Source organism: Pseudoalteromonas luteoviolacea CPMOR-1, from assembly GCF_001625685.1.
In the GTDB taxonomy this organism is placed as follows: Bacteria; Pseudomonadota; Gammaproteobacteria; order Enterobacterales; family Alteromonadaceae; genus Pseudoalteromonas; species Pseudoalteromonas luteoviolacea_K.
In genome coordinates, this window is sequence record NZ_AUYC01000048.1 from 1 (window position 1) to 19,520 (window position 19,520).

Here is a 19,520-nt window from a genome sequence, read left to right on the forward strand (position 1 = left end):
GAGCCTGCACCTGTAGCAGAGCCTGCACCTGTAGCAGAGCCTGCACCTTTAGCAGAGCCTGCACCTGTAACATGCAGTCGTACACGTTACAACTGCACATCAGCATCACCTATGACAAAAGCAAGCTCTGTAGACACGCTAGCAGACATCTCAGAGCCTCAGGCGATGCCTAACGAACTTAGAGCAGTTATTAAGCCTAGTGGCTTAGGGGTAGGCTCTAAATCACCTACTGCCCGAGCAAGTGCTCAAATGGCATCACCGCAAGCGGTCGAATAACCGCCAGAGATATGTTCGAAAATAAAAAACCAGTCATTCTTGACTGGTTTTTTTTACGCATTTTTCAGCGAATCATTAGAGAATTACGTTGGTTTAAGTCAGGTCAGGTCAGGTCAGGTCAGGTCAGGTCAGGTCAGGTCAGGTCAGGTCAGGTCAGGTCAGGTCAGGTCAGGATGGCAGCATGCAAACCAAAGTAGCAAGTAAACTTGCTACTCTTACTCGCTTAAATATAAAGTTTTTCAGCAGTTAATACTTTTTTGAGGTAGTGTTTGGTCTCATCGTAAGGCAATCCTGCTTGCAATGCCTCTAAAACACGCTCTGGTGGCATTGAGTTAATAATCTTAGCCGCAGCGCGAATATTTCGAGAATCATTGGTATTGAATACTCTCGCCACATTACCAGCACCTGTATTATAAGCGGCAATCATGCAGTATTTTCTGCTTAAAGGGTCCTTTATCTGACTTAGATATCTGTCATTGAGCAAATGCAAATAGGCCGTCCCCGCTTCTATATTATTGTTTACCACATATAAATATGGCGCACTCATAGGCGCATCAATTTTAAATAAGAAACGATTCACGTCGACACCCGCGCTAGTAGGCACGACCTGCATCAAGCCGTATGCAGGTATATGAGACTTTGCAAGGGGATTAAAATGGCTCTCTGTATGCATTACCGCCAATACTAAACTTGGCTCAATCTCAAATCGTTCACTATGTTTGGCAATATGCTCTGTGTAATTTGAAGCACGCTTTTTAGCTAAACTCCCCTGCGGTAGCTTAATCGTCACTTTTGTGACTTTTTCATCATTTTGTCCCGCAATTTGTCTTACCGATTGCGCCAGATTTTGTATTCGCTTTACTTCCAGTTGGTCAAGTTTAGCCTTATCTTTGGTGAGTTTACTCACTACTTCCGCTTCACTCGTCTCAGGCGACACCAACAGTTCGTCCGCTTTTTTCTCTAACAACTGCTTTTGTTCTACAGTTTGTTGTTTTATCTTCATCTTTGCATCGATGATGGCATTAACTTTTAAATTTCTATCTATTTCATAGTCTTGGATGGTCGCTTTATCCAGAGATGCTTGATCACCATTAAAAAAGCTTTGTATTAAGGCGCTTTCAGCCTGCCTAAAACGTTCAAACTCTTTGTGTATCTCTGACTTAGATGGCGCGCCTTCATCTTCGTGACGAATACTCAAGACAACTTCATTGCGTTCAAAATCAACTTCAAGTCGAGCTCGGTTATCATCCGAGTATGTGACATACTCACTTTGTGATGCGATCTTCGCTTCGCCCCACTCTTTAATTAATTCATCTCTAAACGCGTCGTACTCAGCCAAATGCTGTTCAACAAACTGCTCATATTCACCTAAGTGCTGGGCTTTGAATTTTTCAAATTCAGTTTGTTCTGAACTGGGATCAGGGCTAGATTGCTTCTTGCTATCATACCCTTGCATCTCTTGTGACAACTCATCAAAAAGTGTTGCAGTACTGGCATACGCAGTACTTACCATAAATTGAGAAGCGATTGTTAATGCTAGTACCTTCTTCACTTTAAAATCCTTACAAGCAAAAAACGCGCCTGAGGGCGCGCTTTATTAATTCGTCAATCTAGCAATTTCTTTTTCTAAATCTTTTTCAGCTTTATACGCTTTGAATTCTTGATACAAAAACTTTTCATCTTGCGGGTTGATTTCTTTTTTGCTCTCTTTGATCACATCTTTAAAGAGTGATTGAGTTAGCTGAGGAGATAATACAACAAGCGAACAATAATAGTCTTTACCGCCGATCTCAACTACATCAGCTCTATTTACACGTGAGCCGTTAAGTGTTTGCTTAGTCAGCTGCTTTGATACCGAGCTGAACGTAGAACCAACCGTCGTGTCATCATTGGCATCCGTACGATTTGCAAATGTTTTGTCCAAGCCTTCAATACGCGTCTCAATTTGCTGTGCCAATGCTAAACGAGCATTAGCCACTGAGCTTTTTTGGTCAATTGAGATATTACCAGAGAATTTAACACAATCTGCAGCAGCGATCCCGTTCTCAATTGTTGGATTTAAAACCCAATCTGGAATATTTACTTTTGATTGAGAAGCAGACTTATCTTGTGTAGAGCTACAACCTGCCAAGATCCCTGTAACAAGCACAGTTGTAAGTAGCGATTTAAGTTTCATGGTATTTTCCTTCGTAAGATTGATTGCCTAAAGCGATGATTTAAATTTAACAAAAGGCCCGGCTAATTACAGTAATAAATTGTAAGAACGATTTTTTACAACTTTGTTCTTTAAAAAGACTAAAAAAATCTTAAACTTGCTGACAATATAACTGAATTAATTGGTATAGTCACTGTCATGTTTTTTACAAGTCATGGATGTCAACGTGCTAAATAACATAGTATACAAATCGCACTTTGCTTTCTTAACAATAGTTTATGCATTTTTGTTAAATGGATGTCAAAGTACACCTGCAAATAAAAGTGCCATTTTATTAGCGCAGCAAGGGCAGTTCGAAACAGCTAAGCAAACGATTCGCTCGGACTACTCCGCCACTGGTAAAAGTAAACTGCTGCATTATTTAGAGCTGGGCATGCTAAATCACCTGCAAGGTAACTATCAACTCAGCAATCAGCTTTTAGACCAAGCGCAACAAATCATAGAAGAACAATATACAATTAGTATTTCTGAAAGTGCACTTGCCTTACTCAGTGGCCCCTCTTATACCACTTACGCAGGTAAAATATACCATCGCCCTCTGATAAACTTTTATAAAGCGCTCAATTACAATGCCTTGGCCAATCAGGCTGGCACGCAACGTCAAGCTCTACTTGACTCTGCACTGGTAGAAATGCGTCAGTTAGATACTTACTTAATTGGTATTAAAGACAAGTCTGGTGGTTACGATAACGAGCAAGAACCATCTGGCCTGGATAACTTAACTCGACAAATAAATAATTTGACTAGACCGTTATTTGCCCCTAATGATTTACTAAAAGATATAGAATACAAAGATGATGCATTTGCCCACTATGTCAGCGGCATTCTTTTTGAGCGAAGTGGAGAATTAGACGCTGCAAGAATTCAATATCAAAGAGCATTACAAGCCTTTGAAAATGGATTTGCTAAACAATACAACATTAATGACTCCATCATCACTCAAGTAAAAAATGACTTACTGCGCGTCATGCAAACCGCAGGCGGTTACGTTAATGAAGTTGCGAAATTAAAAAAAGCGCTAAAGACCGACAGTGCAAAGTCCTCCCAGCCCATTCTCAATATTTTGCAAAACATTGGTATTGGCCCTCAAAGAAAGCAATTTAACCTCCTGTTGAATATCGACGAAGAAGCAAAAGCACTGGTTATGACACCAATCCTCTGGGGCACACGACAAGAGCAGCAGGCCCAAATGCGCTGGTTCCAAATGCTCTATGCCGATACCAGTCTCTTTGACCTGATCCAAAACTATGCTTCGGGCGATATTGGCGATGTTGCCATGGGTGCCCTTACTAAACGCATTCCTTTGGGCCCTCTTTGGGAAGATGCCGTTGATCTAGGCCTTGTCAGTGCCCTTGAATACGGTAGTCGTATTTCAGTCACCTACCTTGAACCAGTGCAAAAACAAATAAATCATTCCGAAGTGTGGATAGGGGACCAAAAAATCGCTACTTTAAACAAGATATATTCGGTCAGCTTACTCACGCTACAAGATGCACTAAATAGCGCTAATTCTGAAATTCAAATTGCATTGGCGAGAGAAATTGTCAAAGCGATGACGGCACAAAAAGCGATTTCTGCAACTGGATTAGACACCTCTTTTTCTGGTTTTGCAAAACTAGCAACTTCGGTTGTCAATGCCGTGACAGCCTCTGCTGATTTAAGGCAATGGCAATCTTTACCTGCACAAATAAACTATGTTCAACTCCCAATCACCAAGGGAAAACATGTAATTACTCTTAAAACACATTTATCATCCGGACAAGTGATCGAACAAACTGAGACGATACAAATAGTCGATGATATTACGCTTTGGCATACACGTACTTTCTTAAATCAAGTACGTGCCCAAACCACAGATTCAACTTTTTTTAATGGAAAATTGTTATGAAATGTAATAAGACCTTACTAAAACTTACTCCACTATTTGTAGCTTGTACGCTTGCTCTTTCTGGCTGCTCATCAACTAAAGTGCAAAGAGTTGATGCAAATCAAGAGGTTGCATTATCTGACAAGTGGAATGCAAAGGACTCTCAACTCGTTGCGGAAGCCATGATCAACGACATGTTAAGCTTTCCATGGGTGAACGATCACTTACAAAGAGAAGGGTCTAAACCTGCTATTATCATCCAATCGGTACGTAACAAATCACATCAACATATCGCTGTAGATACTTTTTTGAATGATTTAAAACGTTCAATTTTACGTAGCGGCCAAGCGGATTTCGTAGCCAACCAAGATGTACGTCGCGAAATACGTGAAGAAAGAAAAGATCAAGAGTTAAACTCTAGTCTAGAAACTCAAAATGAAATGGGGCAAGAATACGGCGCTGATTACGCACTGTCGGGCACTATCAACTCTTTCGTTGATGAGCAAGGTGGTGACCGTGCCACTTTTTATCAAGTTGACTTGCGTTTAATAGACATGACTACAAACCGTGAGGTATGGAATGGACAGAAGAAAATACAAAAATTGCAGGAGCGTTCACGTTTTGGCTTCTAAACCGCTTTTAGCGACAATCATAGCCGCCGCTTTACTAACAGGCTGCCAGAGTAACTCAGCAAGTCAAGTAAAACAAAGTGCTACGCCACAATGGGTTTCTGTCACCCCCGCTTCTAGTTATATGGTGTATGGTGTTGGGAGCGCTCAAAATACGGGCGACTTACAGCAAGCTAAACTCGCGGCGCAAGAGTCCGCACGCTTAGCTTTAGCAAAACAGCTAAATGTCACAATCTCTGCTAATACGACAATTAGTCAACAAGCGGATAATAAATCAATGACGTTTCATATTGACGAATATATTCAATCACAAGTGCCCAATATCCAATTGCAAGGGGTAAAGATAGAAGATGAATATATCAGTGCTGACAACAGGACTCTTTACGCATTAGCCGCATTTAATCGTACTGAAGCTGTTATGCAAACTGAGTTATCAATTAACGCCATCGATGACGAAATCAGCCACTTTCAGTTATCTCCAACTCAAAGTAAGAGTTTGGCAATGAAAAGTGCGGTCGCATTAAAAGAGCTGGGTGTAAAGCGAGACAAGTACAACAACTATTTGCAAATGCTTCAAGCTGCGCATGTCAGTATGCCAAACACAGTTCGTACCAAACTGGAATTGGCAGATGCACTACTAAATGATATTAGCTTTAGTATTAATGCAGACAGTAAAAAACACCTAAAAGTCAGGGATATGCTTGCGAAAGCGCTCACTACCCAAGGTATCAAGGTCACACATCACAACGCTGATTTCGACTTGAGTTTCCGTGTGGATTGGCAAGACATGGAAAAGTCAGGTACTTACTACAGCCTTGCTGAAAGCTATCTTGTAGTTAAAGAGCAAGGTGAAGAAAAAGCCCATTTCAATGCGAAGGTGAAAGCGGCTTCAAGCTTTAAAGACACAGCAAAAAGCAATGCAATGAGCAAACTTGCCGATAAATTAGGTCAGCAATTAGCACAGTTTGTTGTGACAGGAAAATCTTAGTTAGCACTTGAGTGCTTTTATAATGAAAGGCCTGAGTCAGATGCAATATCTAAATCAGGCCTTTTTGACCACTTAGAAATAACGCCAAACTCAATAGAGTCATTTCATTCTGGCCTTATTAATTTTCTTGAGAGTACTTCTCTAGCTGATCTTTTAAATTAGGTGGAACACCTTTGATTGTTAAAGTGTCGCTAACTGGATCATAAATCACTCGCTCGCCTAAGTGCTTTCGCTCAAACCCAACACTTACACCCCCTCCCATACCTGAAAACTTGACCATCGCAGTCACTGTCTTCTTATCAAGTGGAAATGACTCTTCAAGCTCGTAGCCCTGCTCTTTATAAAAGTCTTCAAATTGGACGTCTGACGACTTTGATAATGTGTCAGATAAGCCTTCTATGTCAGCATCTTCACCACTGTTAATACAGTCATTGCAATAATCAAACACTTCTTTTCTGATCACATCTTTTTCAGCTTTTTCATACTGTTGCTCAGCCAAGTAGTCCTCTACCGCATGCAGCATAGTCTGAGACTGCTGCTTGGGATCAACGCCTTCAGCACATCCCAAAAAGTCTAAGAAAAAGTCGGCAACTTTTCGACCTGCTCGCCCTTTGATAAAAGAGATATAACGATTTTCCTCAGCCTGAGTATCCCATGCGGTTAAATCAATACGTGCGGCTAACTGCATCCTAGAAATATCCAAGTGTCTTGAACTGGCTAAATCTAACTCCGATGTAATGGAATAGTGTTCTTTAATGCTAATTTGGGCGATTAACATATAATCACAGCCGACATATTGATAATGGCAAAAAATTAAATAACCAGTTTCATGAAACGCATATTTATTGAGCTCTTCTTTTAACACTTCAGTGGCCTGCTGTGTTAAGTGCCAAAAACCAAGCTCATTATTACGGTAACTTTGCATTGCTGATGCAACTGTACTGTTTTTATCACCATCAAACGCACAAAACCCTTTTCCCGGTTTGCCATTATACGCATGGTGCAATTGCTCAATAAAAACATTGACCCGATCATTAATGATCATTTCATCTTCACGTAAATGGATTTGCGTTTCTTCGTCTTGCTTGTCTACATAATGTACAACAAGCTTTTTCACCTCAATGCTCATCTTTGTTTTTAACGCCTCTGGTGTTAGAATATGAAGAATTGTAACTATATTAATTTGAACCAACCGATGCCAATTCAGTCTAAATATTCCAATGAACAAGTAGAACAAATTGTTGATAGTTTAATCAATGTACTTCAAGAGCACAAAGCACCTGTCGATTTAAGTTTAATGTGTTTAGGAAATTCTATCACGCACATCTTAAAAGAACATGTGCCAGAGAGTAAAAGACAAGAAGTCACAGATAATTTTGCGAAGGCGCTTACTCAATCGGTAAAGTAACGGAATGAATTTAACACCACACAGTCCTTTTTCTTCTAAAGCAAGTCAACTGCTAAGTTGGGGACACTGGTTTACCTTTGCTAATATAGGGCTAGTGCTGATTATTGCACTAGCTTACTTAGCGGCAGATGCAGCACCGAGTAGTGTGCTTGGCTGGGTGTACATGCTTGTTACCTGGATAAGCCATACTAGTTTTATCACGTTTTGTGCGTTTGTGTTAACCGTGTTTCCACTGAGTTTGATCTTCCCATACCCACGGCATATTCGTGGCATGGCTGCGCTCATTGCAACATTTGGCATTTCAATTCTTTGCCTAGATGCGTTTGTGTATTATCAACATGGTTACCATTTAAGTTTTCAAACATTACCAGAAATAATTACCCTATTACTCGGTATGCTTAATGGCATGTCAGTTTTTACTAGTGTACTGATACTTCTTGGATTTTCAGCTATTTTTGGTTTCGAGTTAGTTGTTGGCAATCACGCGTGGCATCATTTAGAAAAACTAAAGTCGTATCGATTTCCGAAATATGCAACCGCCTTTTTAGTGACGTGTTTTGCAACGAGCCACCTAATGCATGTGTGGGCAGATGCCAACAATTATTTTGACGTAACAAAGCAAGATAACGTATTACCATTATCTTACCCTACAACAGCTAAAACCTTACTTGCTAGACATGAGTTACTCGATTTAAATGAATATGAGCAAGCAAGGACCGTGCGTTTAGAAAATGCGACTTCTCATTTCCAACCGCCAAAAAATGTTCCTTCTTGTGAATTTAATGCGCCAGCTGTAGATATTTATGTACTTGATACCGCATTGAACAACACCCAAGCACTTCAAAACAAAACGGTGTACAGCCACCCGCAAGTATTAGTGCCTACTGACGAAAAAGATCATGCTTTTAATTTAGTTTATGGCTTACCAGCTTATTATCGAAACACCATTACTGAACAAGATTTACCTCCAGTCTGGAACATAAATAATGTATTGTCCGTCGCAGGTGAAGATGCATTTGATTATCTCAAACGCCAATCTGACAATAGCAAAGTTAGATTTCATTTTACCTCTAGGCTTCCAGAGTTAACGAGCGATACTTCATTTATTGTGATTGAGCCTACAATAGGCAGTGACATTGTGTCACAAACTGCATTACACACAAACTTACCATATTTTTCAGAGCATAACGGACTTATGCAGGGAACAGATATTATGGTGACCTTGCTAGACAAACATTTTGAGTGTGGCGCGCTCGCCTCCCAAACAATGATAGGTAACGTCGTAGGCGCAAGCGAGTTAAACCAAGGCGTGAATTACTCACAAGGGGTCTTAATCACTTACAAAAAAGACCGTATCATCCTAGTCAATCATGATGGTAGGCATAAGCAAATATCTGCCAAAGAAGGGTTTCCAATTGAGCAAAAAATGGATATTCCTTTCCTTGTACAAAGTATAAAATCTCTCAAAAAGTTTACCGTAAAAGCACCTAGCCCTTAAATAGGTGCTTTTTTCTTTATACTGTTCTTTTTTATCCCTTTATATTGTTTATTTTCGTCTATAGTTATGTAGTGCGCAACTACAGGGAAACGTCAGCTATGAGATTTGCTTTATATTTAATGTTATTACTATTTGTTGGTATGTGTGATGCCGAAACCACCGTATCATACTATAAATGCGTAACCGATAAGAGCACGATTTTTAGTCAACAACCCTGCTCTAATAGCGCACAACAATACACATTGACTCACTCAGATCCGCAAGCACAAATCCCCTCTGAGCAGCACTTTAAAACACTCAATGAGTTAGAGCGAAAACAAATTATACATAATCTTAAACATGCTTTGCGCGCAAAAAAGCAGCACGCAGCAATTCTTGGCAGAAAACGAGATGAAGCAGCCAGAAAGCAACAAAGGCGGGTTACGCGCTTAATGAATGATGACAAACGCCAAGCAACTGTAAAAGACGTTAAGAAACAACTCAAGTCCATTAATAAAAATTACTTACAAAAAGTTAAGGTGCTCAACAAAGAGATTGCTAAAATTGAAAAGAAGCTCAAAAGACTTCAATAAACCCATATATTTATCATCTCATCACCGCCATGCTTAGTCTTCTTAGCAACTTTTTTCAAAACACCGTGAAGTTGTCATGACATTGGCTAACAACATTTGCTAATCCCGTACAGTTCAAGCTAGAGTATAACTATCACAAAAAAATACACATTAAGCATTAAATTCAAAAAGCTTAGATATAAAAATCAAAAATAAACTAAACCTAGGTTTTTTAATGCGACAATAGGAATCTTTATGGATCATCAAGAGATTGCTTTTTTCATTATTTCAGGGTTTAAGAAACACTACTCGCTATTTCAGAAGATGACAGCAAAAGTCCCTAGCGCTTTTTTGACACAGCAGTGGGCAACCATAGAACGGATAAACAAGCTACGCATTAGTCATTATGACGAGCGCGTACAAGACACTGTCAATATTTTAAAGCTTCATTTTCCTTCCAATCAAATCAATCACCGTTTGTGGTGTCAAGTTAAGCAGGTTTATATTGAATTACTTGTATTTCACCCGCAGGCAGAGCTTGCTGAGACATTTTATAACTCTGTTTTTTGCCACCTTTTCCATCATAGTTATTTTAAGAACGACTATATCTTTGTAAATAGTTCACAACCTTCTAAATTGCAGTTGCCAGTAGAAGCTGAATATCGAAGTTATTTCCCTGTTGTAGAAGGCCTGCAAAAAACAATTGAAAAGATTATTTACGATACAGGACTCTTTAATGAATTCTACGACCTTAAACAAGATATCCGACTTCTGCAAAAAGCATTTTTAAAACAAGCACCAGACACCCACCACCAGCACTTTAAAATGCGTTTTGACATACTTAAATCGCCGTTTTACCGCAATAAAAGTGCCTATTTAGTAGGACGAGTTGTATCTTGCTCTGGTGTGCAGCCTTTTATTATCGCACTGCTCCATCACAGCAAAGATAAACTCAAGATAGACGCTTTGATCACGAATGCATCGCAGATGAGTTTAATCTTTGGCTTTGCTCGAGCCTATTTCTTAGTTGAAACTCATGCACCATCTGCATTGGTTGGCTTTTTAAATCAACTTATGCCGAGCAAAACAACCGCCGAATTATATAACTCTATAGGGTTTCACAAGCATGGTAAAACAGAATTTTATCGCGCATTCTTACAGCACCAAAGCAGCAAAAATGAGCGCTTTTTAATCGCACCAGGGACACCAGGTATGGTGATGTTAGTATTTACATTACCCACGTTCCCTTATGTATTTAAAGTCATCAAAGATCAATTTTCTCCAAGTAAACCATTTGGCAGAGAAACTGTTTTAGCCAGATATCAATTGGTCAAAAACCATGACCGAGTGGGACGCATGGCTGACACCCTTGAGTACTCTAACGTTGTGATCCCAAAAAACCGAATTGATCCTAAGCTTTTACAATTGATTAAAGAAAAAATAGCGCAAAGTATCATTGAAGATGAGCAGTTCATTACCATCAAACACCTTTATATTGAAAGGCGGATCACACCGTTAAACCTCTACTTACAAGATGCAACAGATGAACAACTTGAGGATGTTATAAAAGATTATGGAAATGCCATCAAAGAAATGTTGCACGTCAATATTTTCCCAGGTGATATGCTACTGAAAAACTTTGGTGTCAGCCGCCATAATCGTGTGATCTTTTACGATTATGATGAAGTACAATATCTCACTGAAATGTGCTTTAAAGCGTTACCTCACACATCTCTTGACGATTTGTATTCTGGGCAGAGCACTCTGTCTTGTGCGCCCAACGATGTATTTCCCGAGCAGATGTGTACATTTGTACTGACAAACCCTAAACTCAAGGCAGCTTTTAAACGTTTCCATCCTGAACTTTTAACACCTACATACTGGCAAAATGTTCAACAGGATATAAGACAACATATCACGAAACACGTTTATCCATACCCTCAACAACAGCGGTTTGGAAATCACAATAACAAGAAAGGAACATTGTGAATATTAGTAAAATCGACCTTAACTTGCTTGTATACTTAGATACGCTTCTTCGAGAGTGTAATGTAACACGTGCAGCTAACCAGCTAAGTATTACACAGCCAGCAATGAGTAACGGCCTAAAGCGACTGCGTAATTTATTTAATGACCCCATTTTGGTTCGCACCAGCGAGGGCATGGTACCGACGGAGCGAGCATTAGAGCTGCAACCTGTGATACGCGGAATTCTGATGACATTAGAAGAAACGTTAGCGCCAAATAGGGAGTTTGAAGCAAGTCAAAGTAAACGCGTATTTAGAATTATGGCCAGTGATTATGCAGCCAGTACTCTCGCGCCTAAATTACTGGCCAAATTACACAATGAAGCACCGGATACAACGCTCGATATTCTCACTCCCAGTGATGTTACCTTTCACGATGTTGAGAATGGTAAAGTTGATATGGCAATCAACCGTTTTGAAAACCTGCCACAATCTTTCCACTACAAACAAATATGGAAAGACAGCTTTAGCTGCCTCGTAAAATCCGACAATCCTATCAAAGAGGAATTCACGCTAGATGCATACTTAAACGCACGTCATATATGGGTCAGTAAAACAGGGTTTGGTGTCGGCGTAGGTATGAACCCCGAAGATGTGCAAAAACTAGGTTGGGTAGATGAAGCGCTTGCGAACTTCGGAAAGCACCGTAATATTGCCACTTTTACACGAAATTACCATGTTGCTATTCACCTAGCTAAAGAGCAAAACTTAATTGCCACACTCCCCTCTAAAGCTGCGAATATATACAGAGACGATGCTTCACTGGCCATTTTAGAGCCGCCTTTTCCTATCCCGCCATTTGAACTGGACATGATTTGGAGCCCGTTACTGCATAGAGATGCAAGCCACGTTTGGTTGAGACAAAAAATTGCAGAAGTTGCGGAGGAAATTAAATAATGGCAAGTACAAGTTATCAAAAACTAGTTGAGCATTATCAATCAATTAATAACTTTGAACACCTCAATGCTATTTGTGGCTGGGATCAGGCAACCATGATGCCCTCTGGAGGCTCTGATAGCCGAGCAGAAGCGATGGCTGAACTAGCAGTGCATCTTCATGCACTTCATACCGCCCCCCATCTAGCAGAGCTTTTCGATAATGTTAAGCAAGAAGAGTTGATACCATCACAGCAAGCCAGCGTACATGAAATGTTTAGAGTATGGCAGATGAAAACAGTGCTGCCTTCTGAACTGGTGAAAGCAAAGAGTCTGGCAGGTGCAAAATGTGAACATCAATGGCGTACTCAAAGAAATGAAAATGACTGGCACGGTTTTGTCAAAAACTTTGCTCCCGTTGTGGCACTGAGCCAAGAAGAAGCACAAATACGTGCAACCGCTTCAGAACTAACACCTTACGATGCAATGTTAGATATTTATGAACCAGGAATGAGAAGTACTCAGGTAGACCAGTTATTTGATGATATTACCACTTGGCTGCCACAGCTCATTCAAGAAGCAAGTCAAGGCAATAGCCAACAAATAGAAGCTAGATACTCAATACCAAAACAAGCGCAGCTTGCTCATGAGCTAATGACATTACTTGGGTTTAATTTCGATCATGGCCGCTTAGATACGAGCGTGCATCCATTTTGTGGTGGGACCAGCCAAGATACCCGTATAACAACACGTTATGATGAAGCAGATTTTATCAATGCCATGATGGGCGTGATCCATGAAACAGGGCATGCTTGTTACGAACAAAACCTACCAAAGACGATAAATAAACTGCCTGTTGGCAAAGCGCGTTCCATGGGTATTCATGAATCCCAATCGCTATTTTATGAAATGCAAATTGCGAGAAGCGCTGAATTTATTGCTCTACTGAGTCAACGTGCTGCGCACTATTTTCCTGAGCATACATCTCTGAATACGACCGAGAGCCTGCAAACTCAGCTACAACGCGTGCAGCCTAGCTTGATCCGTGTTGATGCAGACGAAGTCACTTACCCTGCACATATCATCTTACGGTACGATATTGAAAGAGACATCATTAACGGCAAGATAAACGCAACTGACATTCCAGAGCTATGGGACCTAAAAATGTCTCAGCTACTGGGCATTTCCACAAAAAGCAACTACAAAGATGGCTGCATGCAAGATATTCACTGGACAGATGGCAGCTTTGGCTATTTCCCAAGCTATACGCTAGGCGCAATGTATGCCGCTCAGTTCAAACATGCAATGGCCAAAGTTATTGATATTTCATCACATATCAGTAGTGGTGATTTCACACCTATTTATGATTGGTTGAATATGCATATCTGGCAAAAAGCAAGCACCTTGACCACTGAAGAATTGCTTATCCAAGCAACAGGTAGTGCGCTTGACCCACATATATTTCAGTCTCATTTACAACAGCGCTACAGTTAAATATTCGCAAGCTAATATAAACACATAACTATATATTAGCTTCAGCTTTCTGCTTGCTTGCAGTATTTATTTTATTTATCAAAAATTGGGCTGTATCTTTGAGCGGTGCATCTTCGATCTGTTGCATCCGGTGATCTATAAAACTTTGCATCCTGTTGCTTTTTAACGCTACCAAGCACTTAGTGATAGATTCTTCAACATACTCATTCAACGAAATCGAGGCGCTCCACTGCAATGAATTAGCCCATTGTAAAATGTGGCTTAACTCGCTGGGTTTAATTTCACCACAGACACACTGTGACATAAGCGCAATATCAAGTAGCGACTCTTTTTGCAACTGCTCAACACACACGCCGCTGTCTAGATGTGATAATAGTTGTTCAAACTTCATTATTGACTCCTTCAATTGACGGTATGCCTTATATGGCACTTTATTGAACATATAAAACTACAACGATATTGTCACTTAAAAAATATACAAGTTGTCATCCATGCACTAGCCTTAGAGTTGGGCAATTAAAATGGTCAAAAATGTCCAAGATACTCGTTACATGCTCATGGTTACTCTTCACCTCTTGCAGCTTCGCTCTGACAAGTGACGCCCTTTCTGTTCCAGTGAACAGAGATATTTATGGTTATGCACAAACGATTCTCAACAATCGTAGCGTAAAAGATATATCTCCTGATATCTTCGATCATCCCCTATGTCAAAGGGACGTTGTCGACTTAATTATTATTCAAAGGGCACTTATTGAAGGAAAGGCCAACGCCTCATTACAATTTTTTATGATTGACCGTGAAGAACGAGAAGAGATCCTACTTCAATCAGGTATGTCCATCATCAGTGTCGATACACTGTGGCTTTCGCAAGCTCAGACGTTGAACGATAGTGTCTTTATCTCAGCACCTATCATTAGAAAAGGTGAATACTATGCAGGTGTTTACACTGCTGAAGAGCGAGCTGAAACATTAGGTCAGATGATACAGCAAGACTTCTCGCAAGTTACTGTTATTAGTAACAAAGCATGGACGGTTGATTGGTCTACAATCATGCAATTAAAACCTAAGCAACTGTATAATGAATCAGACTGGACAATTATGGCCCGCTTAGTAAGCAATAAGTGGGTCGACATTATGCTTATACCATTCAACAATCAACCCCCCTTTAGGTACACAGGAAAAGGCTATAAAGTAAAAGCTATTCAAGGTATTAAAGTTGCTCTTCAGGACAGTCGCCACTTTGTAGTAAGCAAAAAGTACCAAAACAGTCAAGCGATTTTCGATGCGTTAGAATTGGGCATAAAACAGCTCAGAAATACAAAATTCATTGAAGAATCTTATAGGAAATGCGGCTTTCTAAACGTTTTGGTTGATAAATGGCGTAAAATCCCATAGAAAAATCGTGTTTTTAACAAATCGTGCTCAGATTCATATTTACTCCATTTTGTTCCAATATCTTTCCCAAACTTAAAAAAAACACAGATAGATAATAGGAATTAAAAAATGAAAGAGCTAAGGCTTCAGGTTAATATTTTATTTTACATAATCGTTTTACTTGTCTCATTAGTACTACTGAGCGCCGCAAAATTATTTCTTGAAATGCAATTATCTCAACTGGCTGCTTTACAATTTATTATCGCCATTTCTGCACTTTTTGTAGCGCTTGTGCATTTTATGCTGACCGTCTCAGGACAAAAAAAGGTGACAATCTGTAATCAAGGGTTTTCCTACTTAAACCTGTTTGCAAAAAGACAATTTATTCCATCAGAAGAGATCCAAAAACTCACCACGAGAAATGTACTTGGGCTCAAAGTAATTCAAATTCATACTTATGAAAAAACAATCACATTACTGGCATTTAAAATCTCTAAGGCACAAAAAAGATCGCTCGCTCAGCTTGGTTACCTAGCTTAAAAGTTTGCCATTAGTGAGCAATCAACTTAGGATCGCAAAAAAATCCAATGAGAGTTAAATCATGTCGCAGCAATATCAAATAGGCACACCAGGAAAACCTTGGGGAGAAGCAGAGAAAAACCTTTGGTTAAATTCTCAATCAAAAAAACGCTGTTATAAAGCTCTGGTTATCAGTGAGATTGAAACACTCAGTGCCCTATGTGATATAGAAGAATACGGTTCATTAAGTTATCAAGATGATAATTATCCGCTGTTCGCGCTAAAAAATAAAAACACCAATACTGAGCAACCCACTATTCTGATTACAGGTGGCGTGCACGGTTACGAAACCAGTGGTGTCATGGGCGCTTTGGCATTTGTAAAGCACCATATGTCTAGCTACACAGATAGGTTTAACTTTATAATTTTGCCTTGTATTAGCCCCTGGGGTTTCGAAACCATCAATAGATGGAACCCTAATGCTATTGATCCTAACCGGTCTTTTTATAGTAATAGCCCGGCTCTAGAGTCATATTATGCAATGCAATATGTAAATCGTGACTCAGCGAACATCATCGCACATATTGATTTGCATGAAACAACGGACACAGACAACAGTGAATTTCGCCCTGCGCTAGCCGCCCGGAACGGACAAATAAATCGCAATTGGAATATACCAGACGGGTTTTACTTGGTTGGCCATACGCAAAAACCAGAACCCACTTTTCAAAAGTGCATTATTGAGCAAGTCCAAAAAGTGACACATATTGCCGATGCCGATGAAAACGCACAACTGATTGGCGTCGATATTGAGCAATTTGGTGTGATCAACTACGATGCAACTGCCCTAGGGCTTTGTATGGGCTTCACGAAAGCTCGTTTTGTCACAACCACCGAAGTATATCCTGATAGTAAAAACACTTCTGAGCAAGAGTGTACAGATGGACAGGTCGCAGCAATCATTGGTGTGATCAAACACCTCAATACCCTCTAAACTGAAGCTTGTATGTAACGGCTGGTGTCAAGCCGTTACTTCTGCATGCTCGTAGATAATTTCAAAAATCTCTTTAAATGAATGCGCCTTTTGCAAAATATTGACTGGAATATGGAGCGCTCGCGCGATGTCAGAAGCTGAAATCATACCGCGTAACCCTTGATTGCCATCCATTAATAACACGTGCTGATGGCCAAGTTCTTTCAACGTCTCTAAAATATCACCGATCCGCGCATCTTTGACGCAGTCATAATACATCGCGTGCAATTCGCTTTTCGTTGTCATCACATCTTCAACCGTGAGATCGGAACGAACTACATTACGCTTCTGCGCTGTCGTCAAAACTTTTCTGCCAGTTAGATCCTTAGAATTGACGACCCCCACAAATGTATCGTCATGATCAATGACCAACTTACATCTAACATGACCATTTACCATCATAAATAACGCATGATCAATATCCACATCCTTTAATATCATTTGTGGTTGTCGCCGAGTAAAGTCTGTAACAACTTGTTCAGCTGAACTAAAAACAGATAATGGATTCCCTTCATAATGCTCACAAAACTGATAAATCCCTTCCAGCTTAGTTGTATTTAACAATTTAAACTCACTCATATACCACCTCTTGTGGACTCTAATTCCGGCTTTATATTAAAAAGCATGGTTCATTGTTCGGGGGATCGCAAGGCTGATTAAAGGTACGAAGACACCATAGCAAAGTGCTGTAATCTGCTGTAATAGATAAAATAAGTTATTCTCAGTACAATAGTTTTTATAGGTTAAAGAACTAACACAAAGACAAATAAAGGCTATACATAACAGCCACACTTGCAGATTTCCCTTTAATGGTGCTCACTCAGGTGAGCCCACTTTTTTGATGCTACTTTGGGGTAACTTGACGAAAAAGCACGCTTTACTACTACAAGTACAGCATACGTTCTTGCTCTACTTGCATTAATCAAGGTTCTTAGTACATTTTTCTAGCTAGGTGCCCCGCATATCAGGTAAAATTTCTGCAAATAATACGTGCTGCTAGCCTCTAGCAACTATACGGAAATCTAGGAAAACTTATGGCTTACTTGATCGATGAGCTTAAGCTCGAAAAAATTTATCTAAAAAGTTACCACACTTTTGGACGTTACAAATTTAATGTTGATACATTTTTAGATAAACCAGGTATATCGAGGCATCACGCTATCATCGAATACACAAATGACAATTGGCTCATTCGTGACGTAAGTACCAATGGCATCTGGATAAACGACAGGAAAATAGACAAAAACTTACCCTATCAGTTATCTGAAAATGATAAAATTGATTTTGCAGCTCCTGGTCAAAATTCATTTGTTGTCGGCAGCCTCAATGCAAACTGCCAGTATTTCGTTTCACAAAATAATCGTAAAAATGTAATTGAAATAGAAAACCAAATGCTCCTCCCCAACGAAGAAGAGCCTAGCCACATTGTCTATTATGATGCATTGCTCAACTACTGGTTTTTAGAAGATTTGAACACGTCAGATCGTCAAGCACTCATCGACGGAGGGATCACAAGTCTGTTTGGTGAGCAGTGGCTGTTTTTTTGTGCAGGGATCTCTACAATGACAAAACATTTAGAGCAGCAGCCGGCTGTAAAGCCCTTAGCGCTCAGTTTTGCAGTAAGCCTTGACGAAGAAAAAACAGAGCTTTCTTTACATGTCGAAGGGCATGAATTTAATTTAGGTAGCCGTAGCCATCACTATTTGCTGTTACTACTGGCAAGAACGAGAATAGAAGATAAACAAGCTGGACTTGATCCTGAGTCCCAAGGTTGGGTTTACAGAGAAGATCTGGCAAAACAACTTGGTGTCCAAATGAATCATATGAATATCATGGTTCACCGCGCACGCAAACAGCTGAGCGAGGCATGCCCAGATAAAGCGCCCGAAGCTGGGTATATCATAGAAACAAATAACGGCCAATTACGATTAAACTGCCAAGATGTAACCATTCTGAAAGGGACTCAGCTTGAAACCCGCATGAGCCTGTAATTACACTCCCAGGGCGCCTGTCGATTAATTTCGGTAGGGCCCAGCTTGTGCAACAATGCTTTGTTCCAACCCCTTCATAAATCCAAATTTAAACAAGATCTCCACTAGTACAAATAAAGGACCAATTAAGAGGCCTATTAAATCATCCACAAAAGCTGGCTTTTTACCCTCATAATAATGGCCAATGAACTGAACAACCCAACCGAATAGAAACACACCAAGACCGCTAAAATAGAAAATACTCACTGGGGTAGTTGTGTGAATAAACTGCATATAAAGCTGCATAGCAAGTAGATTGCCTAGGACCAACATACATAGCATGATCACACCTAACCTTGGAGACAAGTAAACATAATACAAAGAGGCCGCGGTAATTAATAAATCAGACAGCATAACTTGGATGCCACTTATCACGAAAAGCGGTATAAATGTCAGTAAAATCACTGACAATACAATGAGAGGAACACCTAGCAGGTGTGTACGAATATTACGATTATCCCGATGGTACAGGGCGTATTGAATCAAATGACTTTCTAAACTTTTCATCATGACGCTCATTAAGAGTAAATACTTTAACTTTATCTAGCGCTATAAATGAACAAAAGTCAACAAGGTAAGGGGAATCTATTGGCGAATCCCCCCATAAGTACACCGCAATAAAAAAGGCCGCCTACGACTTTGGCGGCACATTCACTGGGCAATAAAAAGCAGGTTTATCATCTCTTGCTGCTTTAGTCATAACCATAGACCAAAATCATAAAGAAACAAATAAAAA

General features: G+C 40.0%; 20 protein-coding genes. 14 read left to right on the forward strand and 6 right to left on the reverse strand.

Annotated features, from left to right (window positions below):
* The coding region (locus N473_RS26550) for a hypothetical protein (protein ID WP_196766439.1) at window positions 1–276 on the forward strand (276 nt) is incomplete at its 5' end.
* A 223-nt stretch (window positions 277–499) separates the two neighbouring features.
* On the opposite strand, the gene N473_RS19780 is transcribed toward N473_RS26550, so the two are convergent.
* Window positions 500–1,828, reverse strand: coding sequence for a murein transglycosylase domain-containing protein (locus tag N473_RS19780; protein ID WP_081221301.1), 1,329 nt, complete (start codon window positions 1,826–1,828; stop codon window positions 500–502).
* Between the two features lie 45 nt (window positions 1,829–1,873).
* Complete coding sequence (locus N473_RS19785; protein WP_039607829.1) at window positions 1,874–2,452, reverse strand: LPP20 family lipoprotein; 579 nt, start codon at window positions 2,450–2,452, stop codon at window positions 1,874–1,876.
* A gap of 205 nt (window positions 2,453–2,657) precedes the next feature.
* Here N473_RS19785 and N473_RS19790 point away from each other — a divergent pair, with 205 nt between their 5' ends.
* From N473_RS19790 to N473_RS19800, 3 genes are read left to right on the forward strand one after another with little or no spacing between them, the layout of a single operon-like run.
* The gene (locus tag N473_RS19790) at window positions 2,658–4,379 is read left to right on the forward strand and encodes a hypothetical protein (RefSeq protein WP_231099607.1); all 1,722 of its coding nucleotides are present in this window, start codon (window positions 2,658–2,660) and stop codon (window positions 4,377–4,379) included.
* Window positions 4,376–4,990: a penicillin-binding protein activator LpoB gene (locus N473_RS19795; protein ID WP_063369422.1), complete on the forward strand. Its 615-nt coding sequence runs from the start codon at window positions 4,376–4,378 to the stop codon at window positions 4,988–4,990. Before N473_RS19790 ends, N473_RS19795 begins: the two co-directional genes overlap by 4 nt.
* A complete protein-coding gene (locus N473_RS19800) occupies window positions 4,980–5,975 on the forward strand; it encodes an LPP20 family lipoprotein (RefSeq protein ID WP_063369423.1) in 996 nt (331 codons plus the stop codon). The genes N473_RS19795 and N473_RS19800 overlap by 11 nt, the downstream gene beginning before the upstream one ends.
* Window positions 5,976–6,093: 118 nt before the next feature.
* Here N473_RS19800 and yejK read toward each other — a convergent pair whose 3' ends face one another.
* Window positions 6,094–7,104, reverse strand: a complete 1,011-nt coding sequence (gene yejK, locus N473_RS19805) for a nucleoid-associated protein YejK (protein ID WP_063369424.1) — start codon at window positions 7,102–7,104, stop codon at window positions 6,094–6,096.
* Window positions 7,105–7,170: 66 nt separating this feature from the next.
* On the opposite strand from yejK, the gene N473_RS19810 reads away from it, so the two are divergent.
* From N473_RS19810 to N473_RS19835, 6 genes are all read left to right on the forward strand, one after another.
* Window positions 7,171–7,383: a DUF1414 domain-containing protein gene (locus N473_RS19810; protein WP_039607825.1), complete on the forward strand. Its 213-nt coding sequence runs from the start codon at window positions 7,171–7,173 to the stop codon at window positions 7,381–7,383.
* 4 nt (window positions 7,384–7,387) lie between these two features.
* Window positions 7,388–8,881: a DUF3413 domain-containing protein gene (locus N473_RS19815; protein WP_063369425.1), complete on the forward strand. Its 1,494-nt coding sequence runs from the start codon at window positions 7,388–7,390 to the stop codon at window positions 8,879–8,881.
* Window positions 8,882–8,979: 98 nt separating this feature from the next.
* Window positions 8,980–9,453 (forward strand): hypothetical protein, encoded by a 474-nt coding sequence (locus N473_RS19820; RefSeq protein ID WP_063369426.1) that lies wholly within the window; start codon window positions 8,980–8,982, stop codon window positions 9,451–9,453.
* Between the two features lie 234 nt (window positions 9,454–9,687).
* Complete coding sequence (aceK, locus tag N473_RS19825) at window positions 9,688–11,421, forward strand: bifunctional isocitrate dehydrogenase kinase/phosphatase (RefSeq protein WP_063369427.1); 1,734 nt, start codon at window positions 9,688–9,690, stop codon at window positions 11,419–11,421.
* Window positions 11,418–12,356 (forward strand): LysR family transcriptional regulator, encoded by a 939-nt coding sequence (locus N473_RS19830; RefSeq protein WP_063369428.1) that lies wholly within the window; start codon window positions 11,418–11,420, stop codon window positions 12,354–12,356. Before aceK ends, N473_RS19830 begins: the two co-directional genes overlap by 4 nt.
* On the forward strand, window positions 12,356–13,828 hold the full coding sequence (locus N473_RS19835) for a carboxypeptidase M32 (RefSeq protein ID WP_063369429.1): 1,473 nt from the start codon (window positions 12,356–12,358) through the stop codon (window positions 13,826–13,828). The genes N473_RS19830 and N473_RS19835 overlap by 1 nt, the downstream gene beginning before the upstream one ends.
* Before the next feature lie 28 nt (window positions 13,829–13,856).
* Here N473_RS19835 and N473_RS19840 read toward each other — a convergent pair whose 3' ends face one another.
* Window positions 13,857–14,219 carry a hypothetical protein gene (locus tag N473_RS19840; RefSeq protein ID WP_063369430.1) on the reverse strand — a complete coding sequence of 121 codons (363 nt, stop codon included), beginning with the start codon at window positions 14,217–14,219 and terminating at the stop codon, window positions 13,857–13,859.
* Between the two features lie 140 nt (window positions 14,220–14,359).
* On the opposite strand from N473_RS19840, the gene N473_RS19845 reads away from it, so the two are divergent.
* The 3 genes from N473_RS19845 (at window position 14,360) to N473_RS19855 (ending at window position 16,715) form a co-directional block, all read left to right on the forward strand.
* A complete protein-coding gene (locus N473_RS19845; protein ID WP_155735677.1) occupies window positions 14,360–15,223 on the forward strand; it encodes a hypothetical protein in 864 nt (287 codons plus the stop codon).
* A 108-nt stretch (window positions 15,224–15,331) separates the two neighbouring features.
* Window positions 15,332–15,742, forward strand: coding sequence for a hypothetical protein (locus N473_RS19850; protein WP_063369431.1), 411 nt, complete (start codon window positions 15,332–15,334; stop codon window positions 15,740–15,742).
* 61 nt (window positions 15,743–15,803) lie between these two features.
* Window positions 15,804–16,715: a M14 family metallopeptidase gene (locus N473_RS19855; protein ID WP_063369432.1), complete on the forward strand. Its 912-nt coding sequence runs from the start codon at window positions 15,804–15,806 to the stop codon at window positions 16,713–16,715.
* 27 nt (window positions 16,716–16,742) lie between these two features.
* Here N473_RS19855 and N473_RS19860 read toward each other — a convergent pair whose 3' ends face one another.
* Window positions 16,743–17,333: a CBS domain-containing protein gene (locus N473_RS19860; protein WP_063369433.1), complete on the reverse strand. Its 591-nt coding sequence runs from the start codon at window positions 17,331–17,333 to the stop codon at window positions 16,743–16,745.
* Window positions 17,334–17,788: 455 nt separating this feature from the next.
* Here N473_RS19860 and N473_RS19865 point away from each other — a divergent pair, with 455 nt between their 5' ends.
* Window positions 17,789–18,745 (forward strand): FHA domain-containing protein, encoded by a 957-nt coding sequence (locus N473_RS19865; RefSeq protein ID WP_063369434.1) that lies wholly within the window; start codon window positions 17,789–17,791, stop codon window positions 18,743–18,745.
* Window positions 18,746–18,769: 24 nt separating this feature from the next.
* On the opposite strand, the gene N473_RS19870 is transcribed toward N473_RS19865, so the two are convergent.
* Complete coding sequence (locus N473_RS19870) at window positions 18,770–19,291, reverse strand: DUF962 domain-containing protein (protein WP_063369435.1); 522 nt, start codon at window positions 19,289–19,291, stop codon at window positions 18,770–18,772.
* Between the last annotated feature and the right edge of the window lie 229 nt (window positions 19,292–19,520).